This window comes from Micromonospora sp. NPDC050784, from assembly GCF_044456765.1.
Classification (GTDB): domain Bacteria; phylum Actinomycetota; class Actinomycetes; order Mycobacteriales; family Micromonosporaceae; genus Micromonospora; species Micromonospora foliorum.
This window is the reverse complement of sequence record NZ_JBITGG010000018.1, coordinates 104,470-124,911: the sequence shown is the minus strand read 5'-3', so window position 1 is coordinate 124,911 and position 20,442 is coordinate 104,470. Positions and strand designations below refer to the sequence as shown.

Here is a 20,442-nt window from a genome sequence, read left to right as displayed (position 1 = left end):
TGCCTTCGAGACGGTCAGAAGTGCCGCAGCAGGTCCCGGAACGCGGCGAGCCGCAGCACCCCGTCGTCGGTCGGGTCCAGCTCGTCCTCCTCCAGCACCCAGGTGTTCGCGTTCGGAATGAACACCGCGTTCAACCCGGCCGCCCGCGCCGGCAGGATGTCGGACTTCGGGGAGTTGCCGATCATCCACGCGCCGGCCGGCGCGAAGCCGTGCTCCCGAGTGAGCCACCGGTACGTGTCGACGTTCTTCTCGGCGACGATGTGCGCGGCCCCGAAGTGGTGCAGCAGGCCGCAGGCGTCCAGCTTGCGCTGCTGCTCCTCCTGGTCACCCTTGGTCAGCAGCAGCAGCTCGTGCCGGCCGGCCAGCTCGTCGAGCGCGTCGGCCACCCCGGGCATCAGCTCCACCTGGTGCTCGACGAGGGCCACCGCCAGCCGGTCGATCTCCTGACGTTCGGAGTCGGTGGCCGGCCGCTCGCGCAGCCGCTCCAGGCACTCCGCCAGGCTGCGCAGGAAGACCTTGCTGCCGTACCCGTGCGCCACCGCGTTGGCCCGCTCGATGTCGTCGAGGACGGCCCGCAGCTCGGCCCGGTCCAGGGTGGGGTGGTCCAGCCAGCCCAGGAAGTCGTCGATCACCCGCTCGAAGACGACGTTGTTCTCCCACAACGTGTCGTCCGCATCGAAGATCAACACCTGTGCCTGCCGCCGCGCCGCCACGCCGACCGTCATGCCATCGCCTCCCCGCGCCCAGAGCCCGCTAAGCCGAGGGCCAGGATAGGCGCGGACAGATTTCAGATCTTCCCGATTTTCCGTGAACCGCTCGGGACGGCTCTTGAGGAGTACGGCATGGTCACCATGAAGTGGGTCACCGGCGCGGCGATGCTGGCCTGCGCCAGCGCGCTGGTGGGGTGCCAGGGCGGTGCCGACAGGGCGCCGGGCACCGCGGCGGGCACGCCGACGCCGTCAGGCACGGTGACAGGCGCGCCGACGCCCACCGCGGGGGCACCGGCCACGTCGTCGGCGGCTGCGGCCGACCCGCTGCTCTCCGGCAAGCGCGAGGTCACGATCACCCGGGTGCAGGGTTCGGGAAAGGCGCTGGAGCTCGGCGGACGGCTCGAGGAGGGCGGTGACACCGGCGGTCGCGTCCTGTTCGTACCGACGCCGATCGGCGGCGACCGGTACGTGATCAGGGCATTCGGCGTGAAGGACGGCCACCCCGCCAACGACGACCCCTCCTGCTGGCAGGTCAACGGCCTGGACATCGAGCCCGAACTGACCATCGAGTCCGTCGTCTGCGACCAGGACGACCCGATCCAGCGGTTCACCATCATCGCCAAGGGCAACGGCACGTACGCGATCGGCAGCGAGACCCGTTTCCTCCAGCACCTTCCCGGCAACGGCCTGGTCCTCAAGGAGTTGGGCAACGCCCCGCTGAACACCACGTTCCGGTTCACCGACAAGGGCCCGGCCGACCGCGAGCCCCTCAACTGACCACGATCGGGGGCGTCGGCGGCGGCGTGGTCACGGGCCACCGCAACAACCGTTGCGCGATCAGAGCCTCGCGTTCCTCCTGCCCCTCGGGTCGGAGCCGGCCACCACGGGTGAGCATCACCACGCCGTGCAACAGGCTCCAGCCCACCTCGGCGAGGGTGTCCGGGTCCCGGCCCTCGGCCAGTGGGGTCAGGGCCGCCCGCAGCTCGGCGAAGACCGCCCGCGGCGCGGCCGGCACACCATCCACGCCGAGGGCCAGGTCGGGGGTCAGCGCGAGCATCGCGTCATAGACCTCGGGATTCGTGTACGCGAAGTCGAGGTACGCGGTCGCGACCGCCGGCCAGACCCCCTCGGGGCTGCCGGCGGTCTCCGCGTGCGCCTCGGCGAGATCGGCGGCCAGGTCGGCGAAGGCGCACACCGCGACGGCGGCGATCAGCGCCTCCAGGTCGGCGAAGTGCCGGTAGATGTCACCCATGTCGATCTCGGTGCGTTCGGCGAGCCGCCGGGTGGTCACACCCGCCCAGCCCTCCGTCTCGGCCAACTCTCGCGCGACCGTGACGAGGAGGTCACGCCGGTCCTGTTCAGTGGCCTTCTCGGCAGGTCCGGGCACGCCCACGAGCGTAAGGGCGTACACCGGCCGTAGCGGCCGGGTGACGGATTGGTGACTGTTGTGGTGGGCCTGACCCCTCCCCCACGTGCCACAGCCGGCCCCTGGCTCGTTAGGCGAGGAGATCACCGCGACGGGAGGGCACGTGCTCGTTCGGCGACACCGGCGCGTGGCGAGCCGATGAGCGAGAACCACGCCGGACGACTGGTGCGCAGCGAGGCCAGCTTCCAGCGGGCGACGTTCCTGGAGCTCTTCCTCGATCTGGTCTTCGTCTTCGCCCTCACCCGGATCTCGGCGCGGGTGATCGTCGACTTCACCGACGGTCAACGCGGCGTGTACGCGGGGCTCGGTCAGGCCCTGCTGCTGTTCCTGGCCCTGTGGGCGGTCTGGTCGTTGACCGTCTGGTCCACCAGCTGGCTGGACCCGGAAGCGCCGATCGTCCAGACCGTCATCGTGATAACGATGATCGGCGCCATGACGATGGCCGTCGCGGTGCCCGACGGCTTCGGGGCCCGGGCCGGTCTCTTCGCCGTCACCTACGTCAGCCTCCAGATCGGCCGGGTGGTCTACTTCCACATCGCCGGGCACGGCCGACCCGACCCTCGACAAACCACCCGGGTCCTGGTCTGGTTCGGTCTGAGCGCGCCGCTCTGGATCATCGGCGGCCTGGCCAGCACGGGCACGGTCCGCGGGACGCTCTGGACCCTCGCAGCGCTGATCGACTACGCCGGATTTTTCCTCGGCTGGCCGACTCCGCGCATCGGCGCGCAGCGGATCGGTGGCCAAATGATCGCGGCCGAGCACCTCGCCGAGCGGTACCAACAGTTCTTCCTCATCGCGATCGGTGAGGCGGTCTTCGTCATCGGGGTGGCGTACAGCGGTAGCGGGTTTCATGCCGACCAGACGGGCGGCTTCCTTCTTGCCCTGACGACCACCGTCCTGCTCTGGCGGATCTACTTCCACATCGCGGGGAGGGTGCTGGATGCGGCCATCGGCCGCGCCCGGGACGCCGCCCGACTCGCGACCGACATGGCGTTCGCCCACACGGCCATGGTCGCGGGGGTGGTGCTGACCGGCGTCGGCTTCGAACTGTTCATCACCGAACCGCTCGGGCACCTCCCGGCGGCCTGGCTCATCGCCATCTTCGGCGGCCCCGGGCTCTTCCTCGCCGGGCGATCCACCCTCGAATACCAGGTCTTCGGCCGGGTCTCCAGGAGTCGGATTGCTGGCCTGCTCGCCCTCGGCCTGCTCACGCCGGTTGCACTACACCTCCAGCCGCTCACCGCCGGCGCGGTTGCCGCCGTGGTGCTGCTCGGCGTCGCCGGAGCGGACACGCGACGCTCCCGCCACCGGTCGACGGAGACGCCCACGCCCCCCTTCTAGATCCGCAGGACTGCTCCCTGCGGCAGGGTTGTCCCGCCACCAGGCCAGCCCCAGCCGGGCGAGGAAGCGCAGAAGCAGGCGGTCGATCAGCGGCGCAGGGCCGTTTCGCTCCGCATGTGTGACAACTTCTCGGGGTTGCGCACGGCGTAGACCCCGCTGATGAGACCGTCGTCGATACGCAGCGCGAGGACCGTGTCGACCGCGCCGTCGAGCCGCAGAACCAGCGCCGGGTGACCGTTGACCTGGGCGGGGTGCAGCGACATGGTCGCGGTCCTGCCGTGTGTGCTGCACAGCAGGCGGGCCACCTTGTCGGCCCCGGCGACAGGCCGCAGCACGGCCTGCTTGATCCCGCCGCCATCGCCGAGGAGCACGACATCCGGCGCGAGGACGTCGAGCAGGCCCTGCACGTCGCCGGTCTCGACCGCCAGCCGAAACGCGGTGAGCGCACGTCGGGTTTCGGCCGGCGAGACCATCCCGCGGGGCCGCCGCGCGGCGACATGCGCCCGCGCCCGGTGGGCGATCTGACGGACCGCGGCGGAACTCTTGTCGACCGCCTCGGCGATCTCGTCGTATCCAAGGTCGAACACCTCACGGAGTACGAACACCGCCCGCTCGGTCGGCGCCAGCGTCTCCAGCACCAGCAGCATCGCCATCGAGACGCTCTCGGCGAGTTCGACGTCGTCGGCGACGTCGGGTGCGGTCAACAACGGCTCGGGTAACCAGGAGCCGACGTAGGACTCCCTGCGCCGACCGACCGCACGCAGCCGGTTGAGCGACTGGCGGGTGGTGATCCGGACCAGGTACGCGCGCTGGTCCCGCACCGTCGAGAGATCAGCGTCCGCCCACCGCAGCCAGGTCTCCTGGAGTACGTCCTCGGCGTCGGCGGCCGAGCCCAGCATCTCGTAGGCGACGGTGAAGAGCAGGTTCCGGTGGGTGACGAACGCGTCGACAGCGGCGTCCGCTCCAGCATCCATGCGTTCTCCAGTCTCGTCGGTCACGTCCGCGTCGCCCACAGGACACCACTCCCCCGCCTTTTGTGACGCCGAGCCCCCGTGCGCCACGTCACGTGTGCCGAGCCGTCACGGCGAGCGGGCCGGCGGTGTCTGGTGGGCGACCCCGACACGAAATGGAAGACTCATGAACCTGGCACTGTGGATCGCGGCCGGACTGCTGGCCGCAGTCGCCCTGACCGGCGGCATCACCAAGACGTTCGTACCCAAGGAGAAGTTGGCCACCGCCAACGGCGGCGGGTGGACCGGCGACGCCAGCGTGGGCTTCGTCAAGACCCTCGGCGTCCTTGAGCTCCTGGCCGCGGTTGGCCTGATCCTGCCCGCCGTGCTCGACATCGCACCGGTGCTGGTGCCGGTCACCGCCGTCTGCTGGATCCTGCTGATGGTCGGCGCGATGATCACCCACCTGCGCCACGGCGAGGCGAGGTTCATCGTGCTGAATCTGGTCTACCTCGCGATGGCCGCGTTCGTGGCCTGGGGCCGCCTCGGACCCGAGCCCTTCACCGGCTGACCTGTGCCCACTCCTGCGGCTGATCGACCGCACCCCGCTATCCAGGTGGATCCGCCATGGGGCGGTCAGAAGGGTGCGGCGGCGGGGAAACCGGCGGTGAGCGCGCCGATCACCCGCTGGATCCGGTGCTCCGCTGTCGAATCGGTGTGGCCGGTCAGCGCGACGTGATGCAGCACGCCGACCACCGCCAGGGCCAGTGCCTCGGTGTCGACGCCGGCCGGCACGCGCCCACGGCTCTGCTCGGCGGCCAGGTAGCCGGCGACCGCACGTTCGACACCCCGCAGCCCCGACATCCCGGTGCCCAGGACCGCCTCGACGTTCGCCGTCAACTCTGGCCGGAACGCGGTCAGCCGGGTCAATGCCGTCAGCGTGCCCAGCGGTGTCGCCAGGACGGCCTGGCGCAGGTTGTCGGCGACCGTGCCGGACCCGGCCCGCTCCGGCAGCCCGGCCACCTCGCCGGAGATGTGGAAGACACGGTCGACCGCGAACCCGGTCAGGAAGTCGTCGAAGTTCGCGAAGTGCGCGTAGAGCAGGCCGGTCGCGACGCCGGCCTCGCGCGTGACGGCCCGGCCGGTGAGCCGGCTCGGCCCCTCCTCCACGATCAACCGCTCGACGGCAGCGAAGAGCTGCTGTCTGAGCGCTGGGATGGCGACTCCGCGCGGCATTCCTGAAGTCTAGGCGGTTCCGCCGCCGCCGTTTGCGCCGGTATGAACAGTCGCTCATACTAGTTTGAGCAGATGCTCATTCTAGGTGGCGAGGTGCGGGATGAAACGTGCGGTGATCGTGGGAGCGGGGATAGCCGGGCTGGCCACAGCCCTACGCCTCCACCAGGACGGGTGGCAGGTCATCGTGGCCGAACGCGCCCCGGCCCGGCGCAGCAGCGGCTACCTGGTGAACCTGATCGGTCCGGGCTACGACGCCGCCGAGCGCCTCGGCCTGCTCCCCGCGCTGTCCGCCGCCGACCTGGGGCTGTTCACCACAGTGCTGGTCCACGCCGACGGACGACCCAAGTTCACCGTGCCATCCGCCATCGCCGAGGCCGCACTCGGCACGCGCGCCCTCTCGGTGTTCCGCGGCGACTTGGAAGCCAGCCTCTTCGAAGCGGTGCGAGACCGGGTCGACATCCGCTTCGGCACCACCGTCACCTCCGTCGACCAGGACACCGATCACGTACGCGTGGAGTTGAGCGACGGCACCATCGAGCAGGCCGACCTGCTGGTCGGTGCCGACGGGGTGCACTCGGCCACCCGCACCGCCGTGTTCGGCCCCGACTTCCGGGTGGAGCTCCCGTACCTCGTGGCTGCCTTCCCCCTGACCCACCCGGTGCCTGGCGTGCCCGAGTCTTCGGCCACCACGTACATCGGCCCGGGCCGCACCGCGGCGATCGTCAACCTGGGCCCGGAGCGGTCGTCGGCGTTCTTCACCTGGCGCAGCGGGGATCCCGCCGCCGACCTGAGGCGCGGGCCGGTCGACGCGCTCCGGGCCGTGTTCGGAGATCTGTCGGGTGGCGTGCCCGACGCGATCGACCACCTGGAGAATGACCCGGCCAGCGCCTACTTCGACGCCATCAGCCAGGTGGTCATGCCGCGTTGGAGCACCGGCCGCGTCGTGCTGCTCGGAGACGCGGCGTGGTGCGTGACGCTCTTCGCCGGACACGGCGCGGCCCTCGCACTGGCCGGCGCCGACCACCTCGGCGCCGCCCTGCGGCGCCACGCCGACGACCTCCCGGCCGCACTTGCCGAGTGGGAGACCGGACTACGCCCGGAGGTCAGCAAACGACAGGCACTCGCCCGCCGGGGAATGGCCCAGTACGCGCCGCCCAGCCGATTCCACGTCTGGATGAGTGATCTGACCATCCGGGCGATCACCCTCCCCGGCATCAGCGGCCTCGTCCGGCGAGGTATCGAACGGGCAAACCGCTGAGCGCTGCCCGCTGCCCGCATGATCGTGCTCGATCCTGGATCGAGTGGCCTCCCGACGCGTGCGACACCACTACAACATGGATCGAGCGCGATCATGCCGGGGCGGGCAGGCTGCGGGCGCAGGGGCTGGCAGGCGCCGCACATCAGCCGTCAGTGATCGGTGCGCCTGGTCAACGGCTCACTGATCGAACAATCCCTTGATGCCATGGGTCTCGAGCAGCTCGGGCAGGGGATCCACGCCGCGTCGACGGCCGGGACGCCAGATGCGCCCCACATTGGTGGACACGTTGGGCCCCGGCACGTCATAGGGACCGCCGCGAGGGTTGACCGCCAGGGAACTCCCCCACATCCCCATATCCACCCAGCCCATGCGCTCGATCTCCTCCCAGGCGTACGAACGCCGTAAGCCTGACCGATCGCGGACCAGCAGCCCCACGTCATCAGCGAACACCGCATTTCGCAGGCGCATGAAGGCGACGATGATCGAGGCGGCGCCAAACATCAGGACGGTCCAGTTGACCAGGTCGAAGAGCACCCCAACAACGATCATCACCACCAGGACCACGGCCGGTATCGCGATGGCGGGCCAGACCCGCGACTGACCGAGAACGTGCACCTCGCCCACCGGCTCCGCCGACTCCCCCATGGCGGCCCACGATAGTGAGTGGCCGGCATGTTCGCCCTCCGCGAGTACGGCCTCGGGCCGGTCACCGCTACGGCTGGGTCACCGGCCAGCTGGTCAGCGACGTGGACGGCCCACAGTCCTGCTGATCGGCCTGGCCTCGGCAGACCTTGAGCTGGCCGGTCACCGTCGGAAGGTAGCCGTAGAAGCGGGTGGTCACCGGGGTGGTCCCGGCACCGCACCGGCTGGCGACCTGGGTCCAGGGGAACGGGAAGAAGTCACGCCGCCACTGCACCCAGACCGCGTGGCAACCGGCACCGGTCGTCTCCAGCTGTCCCTCGACCACCACGTCGGGAATGAACTGACCGCTGCGCGTCTCCAGCCAGCGTCGACCGCTCGCGGTGGCGTCGCCGTGCGATGCCGACCACGGCACCACGGTCGGCGCCGCGGCGGCCTGGGCCGGATCCGCCGCGGCCGGGGCGGCGACGCCCATCAGGGAGAGCGTGGCGATGGCCGTCACCAGGCCGGTAGGAAACTTCTGCATGGTTCCTCCTGTCGCAAGGTCTGCCTCCGAGACCGCGCCGATGCGCCCCGGTCAACCACCGGGCGCACTGATCACCGACAGCTACCCTCGGGGTGTCGTGAAGGGATCTGGGGTGGGCGGCCGCCCTGGAATCTCGGGCCAGTATCTGCACCGCTCGATCACCTGTGGCGCGACACCGGTCGTGTCTTGAGGGCTTCTTGAGGAATCGATGATGGACGGATGACCGAGCTGGATCTCCTCGTCCGACGGACCGCCGAGCGGCTGACGAGGCGCGGGGTGGGTGCGGTCGCCGCCGCGGTCACGGCCGACCGCGTGGTGGTCCACGGCGCGGGCAGCACTGGCGGCCCGGCCCCGACGGTTCCCGACGCGAGCACCGTGTTCGAGATCGGGTCGATCACCAAGATCTTCACCGCGCTCGCCCTCGCGCGCCTGTCGCTCGCCGGCACGGTCAGCCTGGACGAGCCGCTGCGGGACCTGCTTCCGCCAGGTGCGTCGGTGCCGACCTGGGCCGGCGCGGAGATCACTCTGGGCCACCTCGCCACCCACACCGCGGGGCTGCCGCGACTGCCGGCCGGCTTGCTGCGCCGCGCCCTGACGCATCCCGGCCACCCGGACCCGTACCGGGATTGCACGACGGATCGGCTACTGGCCGGCCTCGCGAGAACCCGGCTGCGGAGCCGGCCGGGCCGCCGCTTCCGGTACTCGAACCTCGGCATGGGTCTGCTGGGGCTGGCTCTCGCCCGTCGGGTGGGCACGACCTACGAGACCCTCGTGACGGATGCCGTCTGCCGCCCCCTGGCGCTCGACGACACCGGCGTGACCGTCGACGCCGACCGGCTCGCGCAGGGCCACAGCGCCCGGCGGCGACCCACCCCCCGGTGGAACCTCGCCGCCCTGGTCGGCGCGGGTGGGCTCTGCTCGACCGCCGGTGATCTGGCGCTGCTGCTCCGCGCCCATTTGCGTGACGGGGGCGAGCTGGCCGAGGCAACCGCGCTCTGCCAACGGATCGAGCACCGTGTCGACGGGTCGCGGGCGGTCCACCTGGGCTGGCTGAGCCACCGGCAGGACCTGACCACCGACGGTCCGCGGGAGTTCTGGCACAGCGGCACCACGGGCGGGTACTCCGCGTACCTCGCGTTCGACCCACAGAACCGCACCGGCGTCCTCGCACTGACCAATACCGCCCGGTCGGTCCACCGCCCGGCCGTCCATCTCCATCGTGATCTGCGGCCTGCCCCCGGGGCTGGGTGACGAGTGCACCCGGCGACGGAAAAGCCTGCGGAAGCGGTCAGCGGAAGCAATTCTTGACCGCGCCGGGAAATGCGGGAGCGCGACTCCGCACATCGAGCCGACACCTCAGCCTAGAAGGGCCGGCAGAGCCATCCGGCGACAAGGCTGCTTCTTGAGGTTTTCTTGAGCTGCCCCCATTCGGGCAGCCGGAAGCCGGATAACGTTTAGGTAACACAGCACCCTCACCGACCCTCAAAAGTGACTCTACGTGCAGCAGATTTCCCCGATCGTCATACTCATCGTGACTTTGGCGTGTCCAAAGCGGACATACGGGGTTCAAAATCCATGGTGACGGATTCCCACGGATCGCTGCTATAACCGAAAAGCACGAGGGCACCGGTTGATACCTGAGTCATCAATCAATCGGCACTCTTCGGCTCCGACGGGGAAGGACGGGAAGGCGTCAGGGACCCAAACTTCCGCCACTATGGTCAGTCGAAAACGGCTTGATCCCGCGATTTCCCGTTACGGCGAACCAGGCCCTAGCGCATGGTCGTCAACGCTTTCACGCAGTTGTTCCCAAACACCCTGGAAAGGAAATCCATGCTTCTCGACAAGGTCAACAGCAACCCGGCGCTGGCGGGCTACGTGCCGCTGACGCCGACCGAGGGTGCCGCAGCGCCGATCATGGCCACCTTCACCATCGCCTGCCCGACAACCCCGGCCATCGCGGCCGGTGCCGCCAAGGCGCTCGGCTTCGCGGCCGGCGCCGGCATGGTGACCGGTGCGGCCTACGTCGCGTACGAGGTGACGAACCAGTGACCTGCACGAACATCATGCTGAGCAAGGTGAACGCCTGCCAGGCCGTGGCCGGTAGCCAGGCGATCATGCCGGTCATGGCGACGCCTGCGGCATTCGTCGTGGCCTTCAAGGCCGGTGCGCAGATCGCGGCGTGGGCCGTGGCCGGCGCGGCGGCCGGCGCCGCAATCGCCAAGACCGCCAACAGCTAGCCGAAAGTTTGGGTCCCCGACGTGAAGCTGCAGAACCGTCTCCGACGGGCTGCCGAGCAGGTCGGCGCTCAGCCTCTCAGCAGTGCCGAGAGGCTGAGCGCCGTCACCCACCTGCTGAGCAGTCTCGAATACATGGCCCGCTCCGTCGATCGCCAGCCGGGCGGGCTCAACAACTGGGAGTACACCCGCGACCAGTTCCCACTCAAGTCGCGCCGTGTCCAGAAGCTGATGGACCTCGTCGCCCGTGAGCCAGTCACCCAGGCCATCCACGCCTCCCGCGCGGCGGCTGCCGCCGTCCTCATCTCACCGGTCGGCGACAACCGCGTCCGGATGGCGTGCAACGCGTACCTCTCGGCCTCGCAACTGGTCGTCTACCCACGACACTTCTTCGGCACGGACGGCTCCGACCAGGTGTCGTTCCTGGTGCAGACCGCGGCGGCGCTGGGCCGACTCGGCGGCACCGACCGCAGCCGCAAGATCGCCAGTGACTTCATCGGCGCCCAGGCGGTGCTCGCCTACGGCGCCTCCGGCCTCGCCAAGCTGCCGGGGCACCGCTGGCGCAGCGGCGACGCCCTCATCAAGATCATGCGAACCCAGACGTACGGCGACGAGCAGTTCTTCCAGCTCCTGTCGAAGTGGCCGGCCGCCTCGCGCCTGCTCTGCCATGCGGTGTTGGCCCTGGAGTGCGGGTTCCCGCTACTCCTGCTCAAGAACGGGCGCCACATCGATCTCGGCCTGCTCGCCATGGGTTCGTTCCACCTGGCGAACGCCCGACTGATGGGGCTGTCCCGCTTCGCCTGGGCGTTCGTGGCCACCTACCCCTCCGTCCGGGCACTGGCGAAAGGAACGGGGCAGTCATGACGAGTCTCGGTAAGGTGACCGGGCTGCTGGTGGGCGCCCTCGGCGTCGCCGGCGTCGGTCACCAGATCTACTGCAGCCTGCGGGCCAAGGCCGACCCGCCGGAGTTGGAGCGGGAGCGGGTCGTCAGCCCGACCGGCAACATCCTCGCCTGCTACCGACGCCCGGGGCTGCCGGGCGGGCCGACCATGCTGCTCGAAGCCGGGCACATCACCAGCGCGATGGCGTGGCGGCAACTGCTCGACCACCTCGACCCCACCGCGACCGTGGTCATCTACGACCGGGCCGGGTACCGCAACTCCCTGCGTCGAAACAACGAGCGGTACTGCATCGCGGAGAGCGTCACCGACCTGGTCGAGGTGCTGACCGTCATGACCGAGGGTCCGACCGTCCTGGTCGGACATTCGCTCGGCGGTTACCTCGTGCAGCGGGCCGCCCGAGAAGCAGCCGAGCGGACCGCCGGGATCATCCTGCTCGACCCGATGCACCCACGGCAGCTCCAGCTGAGCCGGTCGCAGCGGGCCGGAGCCACCCAGCTCGACTCCACCCTCGTGCTGGCGTCGACGACGATGCTGCTGGGCGGTGGCGCACTGCTCGACAAGCGGGGCATCCTCGCCTTCGCGCAACACAGCCCGTACCGGCAGCAGCTGCGCTGGGAGCTGTCGGCCGCCTCGACCTGGCGCACCAGCCGCCGGGAGTGGTCGTACGTGTACCCGTTCATGCTCGACGGGGGCCGCCCGATCGAGAAGGTGCAGGTGCCGGTCAGCGTGATCGCGGCCGGCGAGACCCGCGAGCACCTACCCGAACAGTTCCAACTGTACGAGGAGTACGTCGAGGCGGGCACCGGCGGCGAGATCACCACCGTCGAGGGCTCCAGCCACCTGTCGCTCCTGCACGACCCGGAGCACTGCGCGGACGTCGCCAAGCAGGTCACGGCGATCGTGGACAGGTGGACCGGCGGACCCCTCCGGGCCGACTCCGTGGGAAAGGTGGCCTGACCATGCTCAAGGCCAGGGAAGCTGTCCTCTTGGGCGCCCTGTCGTCCTGGTTCGTCGCCAGCGTGATCTCCCAGCACCCCGACCGCAGCTACGACAAGCTTCGCAAATTCGACAAGACTGGGATTTTCATTCCCAACTGGCGCTTCTTCGCGCCCGAACCGGCGGTCGAGGACCAACACTTCCTCTACCGGCTGGCGACCGCCGACAAGAGCAGCCACACCGAGTGGCGTTCGGTGTACGAGGTGGCACCGCGACGGGCGATCCACGGGATCTGGTTTCCCGGGCGTCGCATCGAGAAGAGCATCTTCGACGTCGCCGCCACCCTGACCTCGAACACCAACACCAACAACCCGATGACCGAGCGCGCCCGCGAATCGGCCTACCGGCTGATCGTCGACTTCGTCCGGAACCGGGTCCAGCCCGAACCGGACCACCCGCTGATGCAGCTCATGCTGGTGCGCTACGCGGGCTACGACCACAGCGAGGACCCGAAGTACGACCTGATCATGGACTACGAACCGGTGACGCCATGACCAGCGTGCAGTACGGCGCCGGGGTCGCCCTGGTCTACGACCGGATGTTCGCCGATCCCACGCCCACCGAGATGACGGTGCAGAGCCTGACTCCGTACGTGCGGGGCCGAGACGTGTTGGAACTGGGTGTCGGGACGGGGCGGATCGCCGTACCACTGGCCGGCGAGGCGCGCTCGATCACCGGCGTGGACAACTCACCCGACATGCTGCGGACCTTTCGCGAGAAGGGCGTTCCGGCCAATGTGACCCTTGTCGAGGCCGACTTCCGCGACCCGGTGCCGGGTCGGCCGGGCCAACGGTTCGACGCCGCCTACAGCACTCTCGGCTCGATGGCCTGCTGCCTGACCCGCGACGATCTCCGCACCGCACTGGGGCATGTCCGCAACGTGCTGCACCCCGGCGCGGTCTTCTGCATGGAGTACTACGCCCGGGAGTTGTACCTGGAGGTCATCCGGCTGACCGGCGGCACCATGAGCACCTCGCTTCCCGGCGGCGAGCAGATGCACACCCGGCTCGCGGTCGACCCGGACACCGACATCATGACCGCGACCACCGACGTGCGCGCCGGCAACGAGACGACCAGCTTCGCCGAGCAGGTGCTGCTCCTCGACTCGGCAGAGATCACCAAGCTGCTGCGGGTGGCGGGCTTCGGCGCTGTCCACGTAGCCGGCGGTCCGGAGCAACCGTTCATCTGGTATATCGCCGAGACCCCGGCACAGCACCCCGAGAGAACGGAGTCGACACCATGATCAAGCGCCGACGTGGCCTACGGTTTCTGGCGGTCTTCGCCCTTACCCTGCCGATCCTGTTGGCCGTCCTGCGCGACGGTGACCTCGATGGCGGCACCTGGGCGCTGGCGATCGTGATCGCCTTCGTCCTCGGCGCGGCCTTCGCGTCGATCGGTGGCCGGGAGGCGAAGCGGTGAGCGTGCAGACCGCACCACGGGTGGCCGAACCGCCGGCGCCCGCCGTGGGCGCCGGCGACGTCGAGGTGCACGCGGTGACCAAGAAGTACGGCGACAAGCTCGCCCTCGACGCGGTCGGGTTCACCGTCCCGGCCGGCACCATCACCGGCTTCGTCGGCAACAACGGCTCGGGAAAGACGACAGCCATCCGCATCATCACCGGCCTGTTGCAACAGGACGGCGGTGAGGTGCGGGTCGCCGGGCGGCCCGTCACCACGGAGTTCCGCTCGGCGATCGGCTACATGCCGGAGGAGCGCGGCCTCTATCCGGAGATGCGGGTGGCCCGCCAGCTCGAGTACCTGGCCCGGCTGTACGGCGCCGGCAAGACGCAGGCTCGCCAGCAGGTCGCGGACTGGCTCGAACGACTCGGCGCGGCGCAGTACGCGTCCGCCAAGCTCAACACGCTGAGCCTCGGCAACCAGCAACGGGTGCAGTTGATCGCCGCCCTCCTCAACGGTCCCCGACTGGTGATCCTCGACGAGCCGTTCTCCGGTCTCGACCGGGCCGCCGTGGCCTCGATGTCGGACATCCTGCGCGAGCTCGCCGCCGACGGCGTGGCGGTGTTCTTCTCCAGCCACCAGCTCGACATCGTCGAGAGCGTCTGCGAGCGGGCGGTGATCCTGCACGCCGGCCGGGTGGTCGCCGAAGGCACGGTCGCACGGCTGCTCGACCGGGGCGACACCGTCGTCCGGGTCACCTTCGAGGCCCCGGTGCCGGCCGACCGGGTGCGGGCGGCGCTGCCCGCCGCCCGGCTGCTGCACGGCGACACCTGGGCGGTGCCGGTCGACGCGGACGACCCGTCGCGGGTGCTGCGCGAGTGCATGCGGCTCGGCGAGGTCACCGAATTCACCCGTGCCCGTCAGTCACTGAGTGACATCTTCGCGGAGGTGTGGCGTGCCGACGTTCCCGAGTAACGGACGCGTCCCGTTCGGACGGTCGCTGCGTATCATCGCCGGCCGGGAGATCCGCCTGCGGACCTTCTCCCGCGCCGCGCTGATGGGCCTGGCGTTCAGCGTCCTCATCATCGCTGGCCTGATCTTCGTACCGAAGCTGATCGGCGGCGACGCCGAACGCGCCCGCGTCGCGGTGGTCGGGATGACCCCGACGCAGCTGCAGGTCGCGTCGGCCCAGCTGCCCGGTCACGAGCTGGTGCAGGGCCAGCCCGGGCAGGTGCCGGACAAGCGGACGCCGTACGTGGTGTCGCTCGGCGAGGCCGGCACCACCGGCGCGGCCTGGAAGTCGTCCCAGCTGACCGACCTGGAGGGCATCGTCACCCGGTTGCAGTTGGACCGGCTCGCGGGCGAGGACCGCGCGGTGGCGACGCCGCAGCTCACGGCGGTCTCCGACGACTCGGAGGACACCGCCCGGCTGCTGATCGGGTACCTCGTCGTCGTGCTTCTCTTCGGGCAGATCGTCGGCATGGCCTCCGCCGTCACGCAGGCGCTGATGGAGGAGAAGGCCAACCGGGTCATCGACCTGCTGCTGCCCAAGGTCAAGACGCTCGCGCTGCTCTGGGGCAAGGTCATCGGTGCGGGTGTCGCCGGTCTGGTGCAGACCGGGGTGATGGCCGCCGCAGCCCTGCTCCTCCTCGCCGTCAGCGGCGATCACACGACGATGGGCATCGTGCTGGAGATCGGCTGGGTGGTGCTGCTCTGGTACGCCCTCGGCTTCCTGTTCATGGGCGTGATCTACGGCGCGGTCGGTGGGTTGATGCGCAAGCCCGACGACGCGCCGACCATCACCGTACCCATGCAGCTGATCAACATGATGACCTTCCTGGTCGGCATCGTCGCCGTGCAGAACCCCGCCGCCGCCTGGGTGGACGTGATCAACAAGGTGCCTCCCTTCTCGGCCGTCCTCGTGCCGCTCGGCGTGATCACCCGGGAGATCTCGACGGCGGACGTCCTGGCCAGCACGGCGGTGATCCTCGCCTGCGCACTGGTCCTGAGCCTGATCGGGGCGCGGCTGTTCGCCGCGGCGGTCCGGATGGACACACCCGGGGAGGCGTTGCGCCGGTTCTGGCGTCGTACCGCCTGATGGCATCGAGCGACAGGAGGATCGACGTGGCACCGACGGCGGCACACCCCCACCGAGGCACCCGAACCGAGGTCGACGTGGTCGTCGTCGGCTCGGGCCCCAACGGCCTGGCCGCGGCCCTGGTGCTGGCCGGCGCTGGCCTGGACGTCGTGGTCTTCGAGGCAGCCGGGACTCCGGGAGGTGGGCTGCGCACGGAGCAGCTCACCCTCCCCGGGTTCTGGCACGACGTCTGCTCGGCGGTCCATCCGATGGCCGTGGCGTCACCCTTCTTCCGGGCCTTCGATCTGCCGGCACACGGCGTCGAACTGGTGCAACCCGAGGTCGCGTACGCGCACCCGCTCGACGGCGGTCGCGCCGGGCTGGCGTGGCGTGACCTGGAGCGGACGGCCGAGGGCCTGGGCCCGGACGCCGCCGCCTGGCGCTCGCTGTTCGGGCCGCTGGTAGCGCGCTGGCAGTCCCTCGTCGACCTGGCGATGTCCGACTACCGCAGCCCGCCACGCGACCTCGGCAGCGCGGTGCGGCTGGCGGCGCGCACCGTCGAACAGGGATCCCCCCTGTGGGACGTCCGGTTCCGCGGTGAGGTGGCACCGGCGTTGTTGACCGGGGTGGGCGCACACGCCATCGCCCCGCCACGGGCGCTGGCGCCAGCCGGCGCCGGGTTGCTGCTCGGCACCCTGGCCCACGCGGTGGGCTGGCCACTGCCCCGGGGCGGCAGTCAGGCCATCGCGGCGGCGCTGCTCGCCGAGCTCTCTCGTCGGGGAGCACGGGTCATCACCGACCACCGGGTCGACAGCCTGCCGGAACTACCAGCCGCCCGGGCGGTCCTGCTCGACGTGGCGCCCCGGGGCCTCCTGCGACTGGCCGGTGGCGAGCTTCCCCCCGGGTACGCCCGGCAACTACGCCGCTACCGACACGGCGGTGCCGCTTGCAAGGTCGACTTCGCGCTGTCCGGGCCGGTGCCGTGGGCCGCCGACGGTTGCGACCGGGCGGGCACCCTGCACCTGGTCGGCAGCCGCACCGAGGCGGTACGGGCGGAACGTGCGGTCGCCGCCGGGCGGCACGCGGACCGACCCTACGTCCTGGCCGTGCAACCGGGTGTCGTCGACCCCGGCCGCGCGCCGGCCGGGCGGCACGTTCTCTGGACCTACGCCCACGTGCCGAACGGCTCCACCATGGACGTCACCGACGCGGTCGTCGCGCAGGTGGAGCGTTTCGCACCCGGCTTCCGGGACCTGATCCTCGCCCGACACGTGGTGACTGCCGCAGGCGAGGAGACCCGTAACCCGAACTACGTCGGCGGTGACATCTCCGGTGGGGCCACCACGCTGTGGCAACTCGTCGCGCGTCCGGTGCCGCGCTGGGACCCGTACCGCACCCCGTTGCCAGGCGTGTACCTCTGCTCTGCCTCGACGCCCCCGGGGCAGGCCGTGCACGGAATGGCCGGGGTGCATGCCGCCGCCCGCGTCCTGCGACAACGCTTCGGCATCTCGGTCAACCCTCTCGACCTGGTGCGGGGCCACGTCCCGCAGCTTCGGTGAGCCCACCATGGGTGAGACGAACCGCCGGGGCATCGATGATGCTGCTCGCCTAAATGATGACCATGCCGATACTGTCAAAGCCATGCGGGTGCTTCTGGTCGAGGACGACGTGCGAGTGTCCGCCGCCCTCGCCGGCGCGCTGCGTCGGCACGGCTACTCCGTCAACTGCGCGACCACCGCAGAGGAGGCGCTGGCCGCGCCGTCCGCCGACCTGGTCCTGCTCGACCTGGGGCTACCCGACCGGGACGGCCTCGAGGTGTGCCGACGGCTCCGCGAGCGTCACCCCCATCTGTCGATCATCGCGGTGACCGCGCGAGGCGAGGAGCACGAGCGCGTCGCCGGTCTCCGCACGGGCGCCGACGACTACGTGGTGAAACCGTTCTCGATGGCCGAGCTTCAGGCGCGCATCGAGGCGGTGCTGCGCCGTGCGGTCCGCGCCGCCCGCCCGCCCGGCGACGTGGTGGAGGTCGGTTCGCTGCGGCTCGACACGGCCGCCCGGCAGGTCAGCCTCAACGGCCGCGAGATCAGCCTCACCCGGATGGAGTTCGAGGTGCTGTTGACGCTGGCGAACAGACCCGGCGTGGCGGTCACCCGCGAGGAGCTGCTGCTGGCGGTCTGGCAGACCACCTTCGGGGGAGGCCGCACGCTGGAGGTGCACATCGCGGCACTACGCGCCAAGCTGGGTGACCCCGACGTGGTCCGCACCGTGCGGGGCGTCGGCTACCGCCTGCAGCCCCGGTAGGACCCGGGACCGTGCGCCGACGGTTGGTCCTTGGCTACGCCTCACTCCTGGCGGCGGTGCTGCTCGCCCTTGCCGTGCCGCTGGCGATAACCGACGTCGGGCATGACAGCCACCGGGTCACCGCCGACCGGTTGGCCGACGCGATCTCCCTCGCCGCTGTCGCCGAACCGGCGCTGCGCACCGGCGAGAGCGAAGCGCTCCGAACAGCGCTCGTCCGGTACGAGGACCTGTACGGGATCCACGCCCTCGTCGTCGACGCCGACGGCCGTACCGTCGCCCAGTCCCGCGTCCTCGCGGACGCCAGCGAAGACGCCGGCCGGGCAGCCGAAGCGGCCACCGGGGTGGACATCGGGCCGGTGCTCCGCCGTGCTCTGGCCGGTGCACAGGAGGGCTCCGACACCCGGATCTGGCCGTGGGGGCCGCACTGGCTGGTGATCGCTATTCCGGTTTCCAGCGGTGGCCAGGCCGTCGGCGCGGTGGTGACGCTGTCCCCCACCGATCGGCAACGCTCGGAGTCGGTCCGCAGTTGGCTGCTGCTGTCCGCCGCCGGCACGGTCCCCATGGCGGCGTGCCTCCTCGCCGCGACCCTGCTCGCCCGCTGGACCCTGCGGCCGGTCCGCGAGTTGGACCGCGCCGCCCAGGAGCTGGCGGCCGGCAAATACACGACCCGGGCGCTGGCCGACGTGGGTCCGCCCGAGCTGCGCCAGCTGGTGGTGGTGTTCAACGACATGGCCGACACGGTCACCGAGGCGCTCGCCCGACAACGGGCGTTCGTCGCCCAGGCCAGTCACCAGCTGCGCAACCCGCTCACCGCGTTGCTGCTGCGGATGGAGTCGCTCGGCGTGGAGCCGCTGACCGAGGAGGGGCGCACCGAGCATCGACTCGCCGTGGAGGAGGTCGACCGGCTGCGCCGGATGCTTGAAGGTCTGCTGGCGCTGGCCCGCGCCGAACGCGGCGGCGACGCCACCGTGACCGTCGACGCGGTCACCGTCGCCGCGGCCCGGGTACGCGCCTGGGAACCGGTGGCGACCGCCCGCGGAGGCCGGCTGCGCCTGGACGCACCGGATGGCCCGGTGCCGGTACTCAGCGTGGCGACCGGTCTGGATCAGTGCCTGGACGCGCTGATCGACAACGCGCTGAAGTTCGGCGCGCAGACCGTCACGGTGCGGGTCGTCGCCGGCGAGCGTCCGGCGGTTCATGTCCTCGACGACGGGCCGGGCCTGTCACCCGAGCGCCTGGCGCGGGCCACCGAGCGGTTCTGGCGGGCACCGGAGTCGCAGAACGTGGCGGGGCACGGCCTGGGTCTGTCCATCGTCGCCGCGCTCACCGCCGTCGCCGGCGGGCGACTGGAACTCGACCATTCTGACGTCGGTGGCCTGGAGGCCGTCCTGCACCTCGCGGTGAGCACCGCGGCGGAATCCGCGCCGGCCGGCGTCTAGGGCTTGCTCTCCTGGAAGTACGAGGCGGCCCCGGAGTGCAGCGGCAGGGGCCCGGTGTCGATCGCCTCGCGCCGATTGAAGTGCTCGGCCGCCGGATGCTCCTCGGCCAGCACGCTCCGCTGCTCCAGCAACACCTCGGTCAGCGCGTAGGCCGTTTCGGCGGGCATCGTCGGTGACACGACGAGGTAATTGGGCAGCGCGACCGTGGCGGTGGGCTCAACGCCGTAGATGGAGGTCGGGATGGACAGCTCCGCGTAGACCTCACCGAAGCGTAGGCGCAGGTCGGGAACATAGCGCCCGAGGCTGACGAGCCGCACCGGGGTCGCCTCGGCGAGCGTCGCGATGGCGGTCACGGGCAGTCCGCCGGAGAAGAAGAACGCGGACACGACACCGCTGGCGAGCGCGGCGGCCGACTCGTCGACACCCAGCCGTACGTTCACCACGTCGGCGGGAGGAAGCGCGGCGGCGGTCAGGACCCGCTCGGCGATCACCTCGGTGCCCGACCCCTGAGCGCCCAGCGACACGCGCTGCCCCCGTAGGTCGCTCACCGACCGCAGCGACCCGTCGGTGCGGACCACCAGGTGCAGGTAGTCGTCATGCAACCGGGCCAGCGCCGACACGGCCGGAAGCTGCCGGGGGTCCAGCACGTCGGCCTGGGTGAAGCCCACCTCGGCGGCGCCGGTGGCAACCAACTTCACGTTGCTCGCCGAGGCCGCGGTGACCAGGACCTCCGCTCGTAGCTCAGGATGGATCCGCCGCAGCGCGCGGACCAAACCCGTACCGAGCCGGAAGTACACGCCGCCCCGCCCGCCGGTGGCGATTCGGAGCGGACCCCGCGGGTGCGGATTGCCACCACAGCCTGCGGAACCGGCCACCAGGGCACCGGCCGCAGCCGTCAACAGGCTCCGCCGACGCACCGCCGCGGACGACAGCACACCCTCACCTCATCCCCGTTTCACGGCAAGGACCCTCCGGGCACGAACCATAGTCGTACGACGATGGATCCG

At 70.5% G+C, this 20,442-nt stretch carries 24 protein-coding genes; 17 read left to right on the top strand and 7 right to left on the bottom strand.

What is annotated here, in order from left to right; translation table 11 throughout:
* Nucleotides 1-14: 14 nt before the first annotated feature.
* Entirely contained in the window at nt 15-725 is a 711-nt protein-coding gene (locus ACIBD9_RS23755) for an HAD family hydrolase (RefSeq protein ID WP_396720941.1), read from the bottom strand.
* A 117-nt stretch (nt 726-842) separates the two neighbouring features.
* Between ACIBD9_RS23755 and ACIBD9_RS23750 the strand changes: the two genes are divergently transcribed.
* On the top strand, nt 843-1,487 hold the full coding sequence (locus ACIBD9_RS23750) for a hypothetical protein (RefSeq protein ID WP_396720940.1): 645 nt from the start codon (nt 843-845) through the stop codon (nt 1,485-1,487).
* Here the strand turns inward: ACIBD9_RS23750 and ACIBD9_RS23745 are convergent.
* Nucleotides 1,480-2,097 (bottom strand): TetR/AcrR family transcriptional regulator, encoded by a 618-nt coding sequence (locus ACIBD9_RS23745; RefSeq protein ID WP_396720938.1) that lies wholly within the window; start codon nt 2,095-2,097, stop codon nt 1,480-1,482. The two genes, ACIBD9_RS23750 and ACIBD9_RS23745, sit on opposite strands and share 8 nt — an antisense overlap.
* Before the next feature lie 177 nt (nt 2,098-2,274).
* On the opposite strand from ACIBD9_RS23745, the gene ACIBD9_RS23740 reads away from it, so the two are divergent.
* Nucleotides 2,275-3,477, top strand: a complete 1,203-nt coding sequence (locus tag ACIBD9_RS23740) for a low temperature requirement protein A (protein WP_396720937.1) — start codon at nt 2,275-2,277, stop codon at nt 3,475-3,477.
* 86 nt (nt 3,478-3,563) lie between these two features.
* Here ACIBD9_RS23740 and ACIBD9_RS23735 read toward each other — a convergent pair whose 3' ends face one another.
* Nucleotides 3,564-4,451, bottom strand: a complete 888-nt coding sequence (locus ACIBD9_RS23735; protein ID WP_396720935.1) for an RNA polymerase sigma-70 factor — start codon at nt 4,449-4,451, stop codon at nt 3,564-3,566.
* A gap of 163 nt (nt 4,452-4,614) precedes the next feature.
* Between ACIBD9_RS23735 and ACIBD9_RS23730 the strand changes: the two genes are divergently transcribed.
* Nucleotides 4,615-4,998 (top strand): DoxX family protein, encoded by a 384-nt coding sequence (locus ACIBD9_RS23730; protein ID WP_396720934.1) that lies wholly within the window; start codon nt 4,615-4,617, stop codon nt 4,996-4,998.
* A 65-nt stretch (nt 4,999-5,063) separates the two neighbouring features.
* Here the strand turns inward: ACIBD9_RS23730 and ACIBD9_RS23725 are convergent, their stop codons facing one another.
* Nucleotides 5,064-5,663: a TetR/AcrR family transcriptional regulator gene (locus ACIBD9_RS23725; RefSeq protein WP_396720932.1), complete on the bottom strand. Its 600-nt coding sequence runs from the start codon at nt 5,661-5,663 to the stop codon at nt 5,064-5,066.
* A 100-nt stretch (nt 5,664-5,763) separates the two neighbouring features.
* Between ACIBD9_RS23725 and ACIBD9_RS23720 the strand changes: the two genes are divergently transcribed.
* Nucleotides 5,764-6,921, top strand: coding sequence for an FAD-dependent oxidoreductase (locus ACIBD9_RS23720; RefSeq protein WP_396720930.1), 1,158 nt, complete (start codon nt 5,764-5,766; stop codon nt 6,919-6,921).
* A 177-nt stretch (nt 6,922-7,098) separates the two neighbouring features.
* On the opposite strand, the gene ACIBD9_RS23715 is transcribed toward ACIBD9_RS23720, so the two are convergent.
* Complete coding sequence (locus tag ACIBD9_RS23715; RefSeq protein ID WP_396720928.1) at nt 7,099-7,566, bottom strand: hypothetical protein; 468 nt, start codon at nt 7,564-7,566, stop codon at nt 7,099-7,101.
* Between the two features lie 67 nt (nt 7,567-7,633).
* Nucleotides 7,634-8,086: a hypothetical protein gene (locus tag ACIBD9_RS23710; protein ID WP_396720926.1), complete on the bottom strand. Its 453-nt coding sequence runs from the start codon at nt 8,084-8,086 to the stop codon at nt 7,634-7,636.
* 219 nt (nt 8,087-8,305) lie between these two features.
* On the opposite strand from ACIBD9_RS23710, the gene ACIBD9_RS23705 reads away from it, so the two are divergent.
* The 13 genes from ACIBD9_RS23705 to ACIBD9_RS23645 all read left to right on the top strand — a co-directional run bounded on the left by ACIBD9_RS23705 (nt 8,306) and on the right by ACIBD9_RS23645 (nt 19,435).
* On the top strand, nt 8,306-9,337 hold the full coding sequence (locus tag ACIBD9_RS23705; protein ID WP_396720925.1) for a serine hydrolase domain-containing protein: 1,032 nt from the start codon (nt 8,306-8,308) through the stop codon (nt 9,335-9,337).
* A 582-nt stretch (nt 9,338-9,919) separates the two neighbouring features.
* Nucleotides 9,920-10,138: a hypothetical protein gene (locus ACIBD9_RS23700; RefSeq protein WP_387171538.1), complete on the top strand. Its 219-nt coding sequence runs from the start codon at nt 9,920-9,922 to the stop codon at nt 10,136-10,138.
* Nucleotides 10,135-10,326 (top strand): hypothetical protein, encoded by a 192-nt coding sequence (locus ACIBD9_RS23695; protein ID WP_396720924.1) that lies wholly within the window; start codon nt 10,135-10,137, stop codon nt 10,324-10,326. The genes ACIBD9_RS23700 and ACIBD9_RS23695 overlap by 4 nt, the downstream gene beginning before the upstream one ends.
* Nucleotides 10,327-10,347: 21 nt before the next feature.
* Nucleotides 10,348-11,187: a hypothetical protein gene (locus tag ACIBD9_RS23690; protein ID WP_387171534.1), complete on the top strand. Its 840-nt coding sequence runs from the start codon at nt 10,348-10,350 to the stop codon at nt 11,185-11,187.
* The gene (locus tag ACIBD9_RS23685) at nt 11,184-12,182 is read left to right on the top strand and encodes an alpha/beta fold hydrolase (RefSeq protein ID WP_387171532.1); all 999 of its coding nucleotides are present in this window, start codon (nt 11,184-11,186) and stop codon (nt 12,180-12,182) included. Before ACIBD9_RS23690 ends, ACIBD9_RS23685 begins: the two co-directional genes overlap by 4 nt.
* Before the next feature lie 2 nt (nt 12,183-12,184).
* Nucleotides 12,185-12,715: a hypothetical protein gene (locus tag ACIBD9_RS23680; RefSeq protein WP_396720921.1), complete on the top strand. Its 531-nt coding sequence runs from the start codon at nt 12,185-12,187 to the stop codon at nt 12,713-12,715.
* Nucleotides 12,712-13,464, top strand: coding sequence for a class I SAM-dependent DNA methyltransferase (locus tag ACIBD9_RS23675; RefSeq protein WP_396720919.1), 753 nt, complete (start codon nt 12,712-12,714; stop codon nt 13,462-13,464). Before ACIBD9_RS23680 ends, ACIBD9_RS23675 begins: the two co-directional genes overlap by 4 nt.
* On the top strand, nt 13,461-13,640 hold the full coding sequence (locus ACIBD9_RS23670; RefSeq protein WP_387171526.1) for a hypothetical protein: 180 nt from the start codon (nt 13,461-13,463) through the stop codon (nt 13,638-13,640). Before ACIBD9_RS23675 ends, ACIBD9_RS23670 begins: the two co-directional genes overlap by 4 nt.
* The gene (locus ACIBD9_RS23665; protein ID WP_387171524.1) at nt 13,637-14,593 is read left to right on the top strand and encodes an ABC transporter ATP-binding protein; all 957 of its coding nucleotides are present in this window, start codon (nt 13,637-13,639) and stop codon (nt 14,591-14,593) included. The genes ACIBD9_RS23670 and ACIBD9_RS23665 overlap by 4 nt, the downstream gene beginning before the upstream one ends.
* Nucleotides 14,574-15,716, top strand: coding sequence for an ABC transporter permease (locus tag ACIBD9_RS23660; protein ID WP_396720917.1), 1,143 nt, complete (start codon nt 14,574-14,576; stop codon nt 15,714-15,716). The genes ACIBD9_RS23665 and ACIBD9_RS23660 overlap by 20 nt, the downstream gene beginning before the upstream one ends.
* 26 nt (nt 15,717-15,742) lie before the next feature.
* Nucleotides 15,743-17,254: a phytoene desaturase family protein gene (locus tag ACIBD9_RS23655; protein ID WP_396720915.1), complete on the top strand. Its 1,512-nt coding sequence runs from the start codon at nt 15,743-15,745 to the stop codon at nt 17,252-17,254.
* Between the two features lie 82 nt (nt 17,255-17,336).
* Nucleotides 17,337-17,996, top strand: coding sequence for a response regulator transcription factor (locus ACIBD9_RS23650; protein WP_396720913.1), 660 nt, complete (start codon nt 17,337-17,339; stop codon nt 17,994-17,996).
* A gap of 11 nt (nt 17,997-18,007) precedes the next feature.
* A complete protein-coding gene (locus tag ACIBD9_RS23645) occupies nt 18,008-19,435 on the top strand; it encodes a sensor histidine kinase (RefSeq protein ID WP_396720912.1) in 1,428 nt (475 codons plus the stop codon).
* Here ACIBD9_RS23645 and ACIBD9_RS23640 read toward each other — a convergent pair.
* Nucleotides 19,432-20,370, bottom strand: coding sequence for a TAXI family TRAP transporter solute-binding subunit (locus ACIBD9_RS23640; protein WP_396720910.1), 939 nt, complete (start codon nt 20,368-20,370; stop codon nt 19,432-19,434). The genes ACIBD9_RS23645 and ACIBD9_RS23640 overlap by 4 nt on opposite strands.
* Nucleotides 20,371-20,442: the final 72 nt, after the last annotated feature.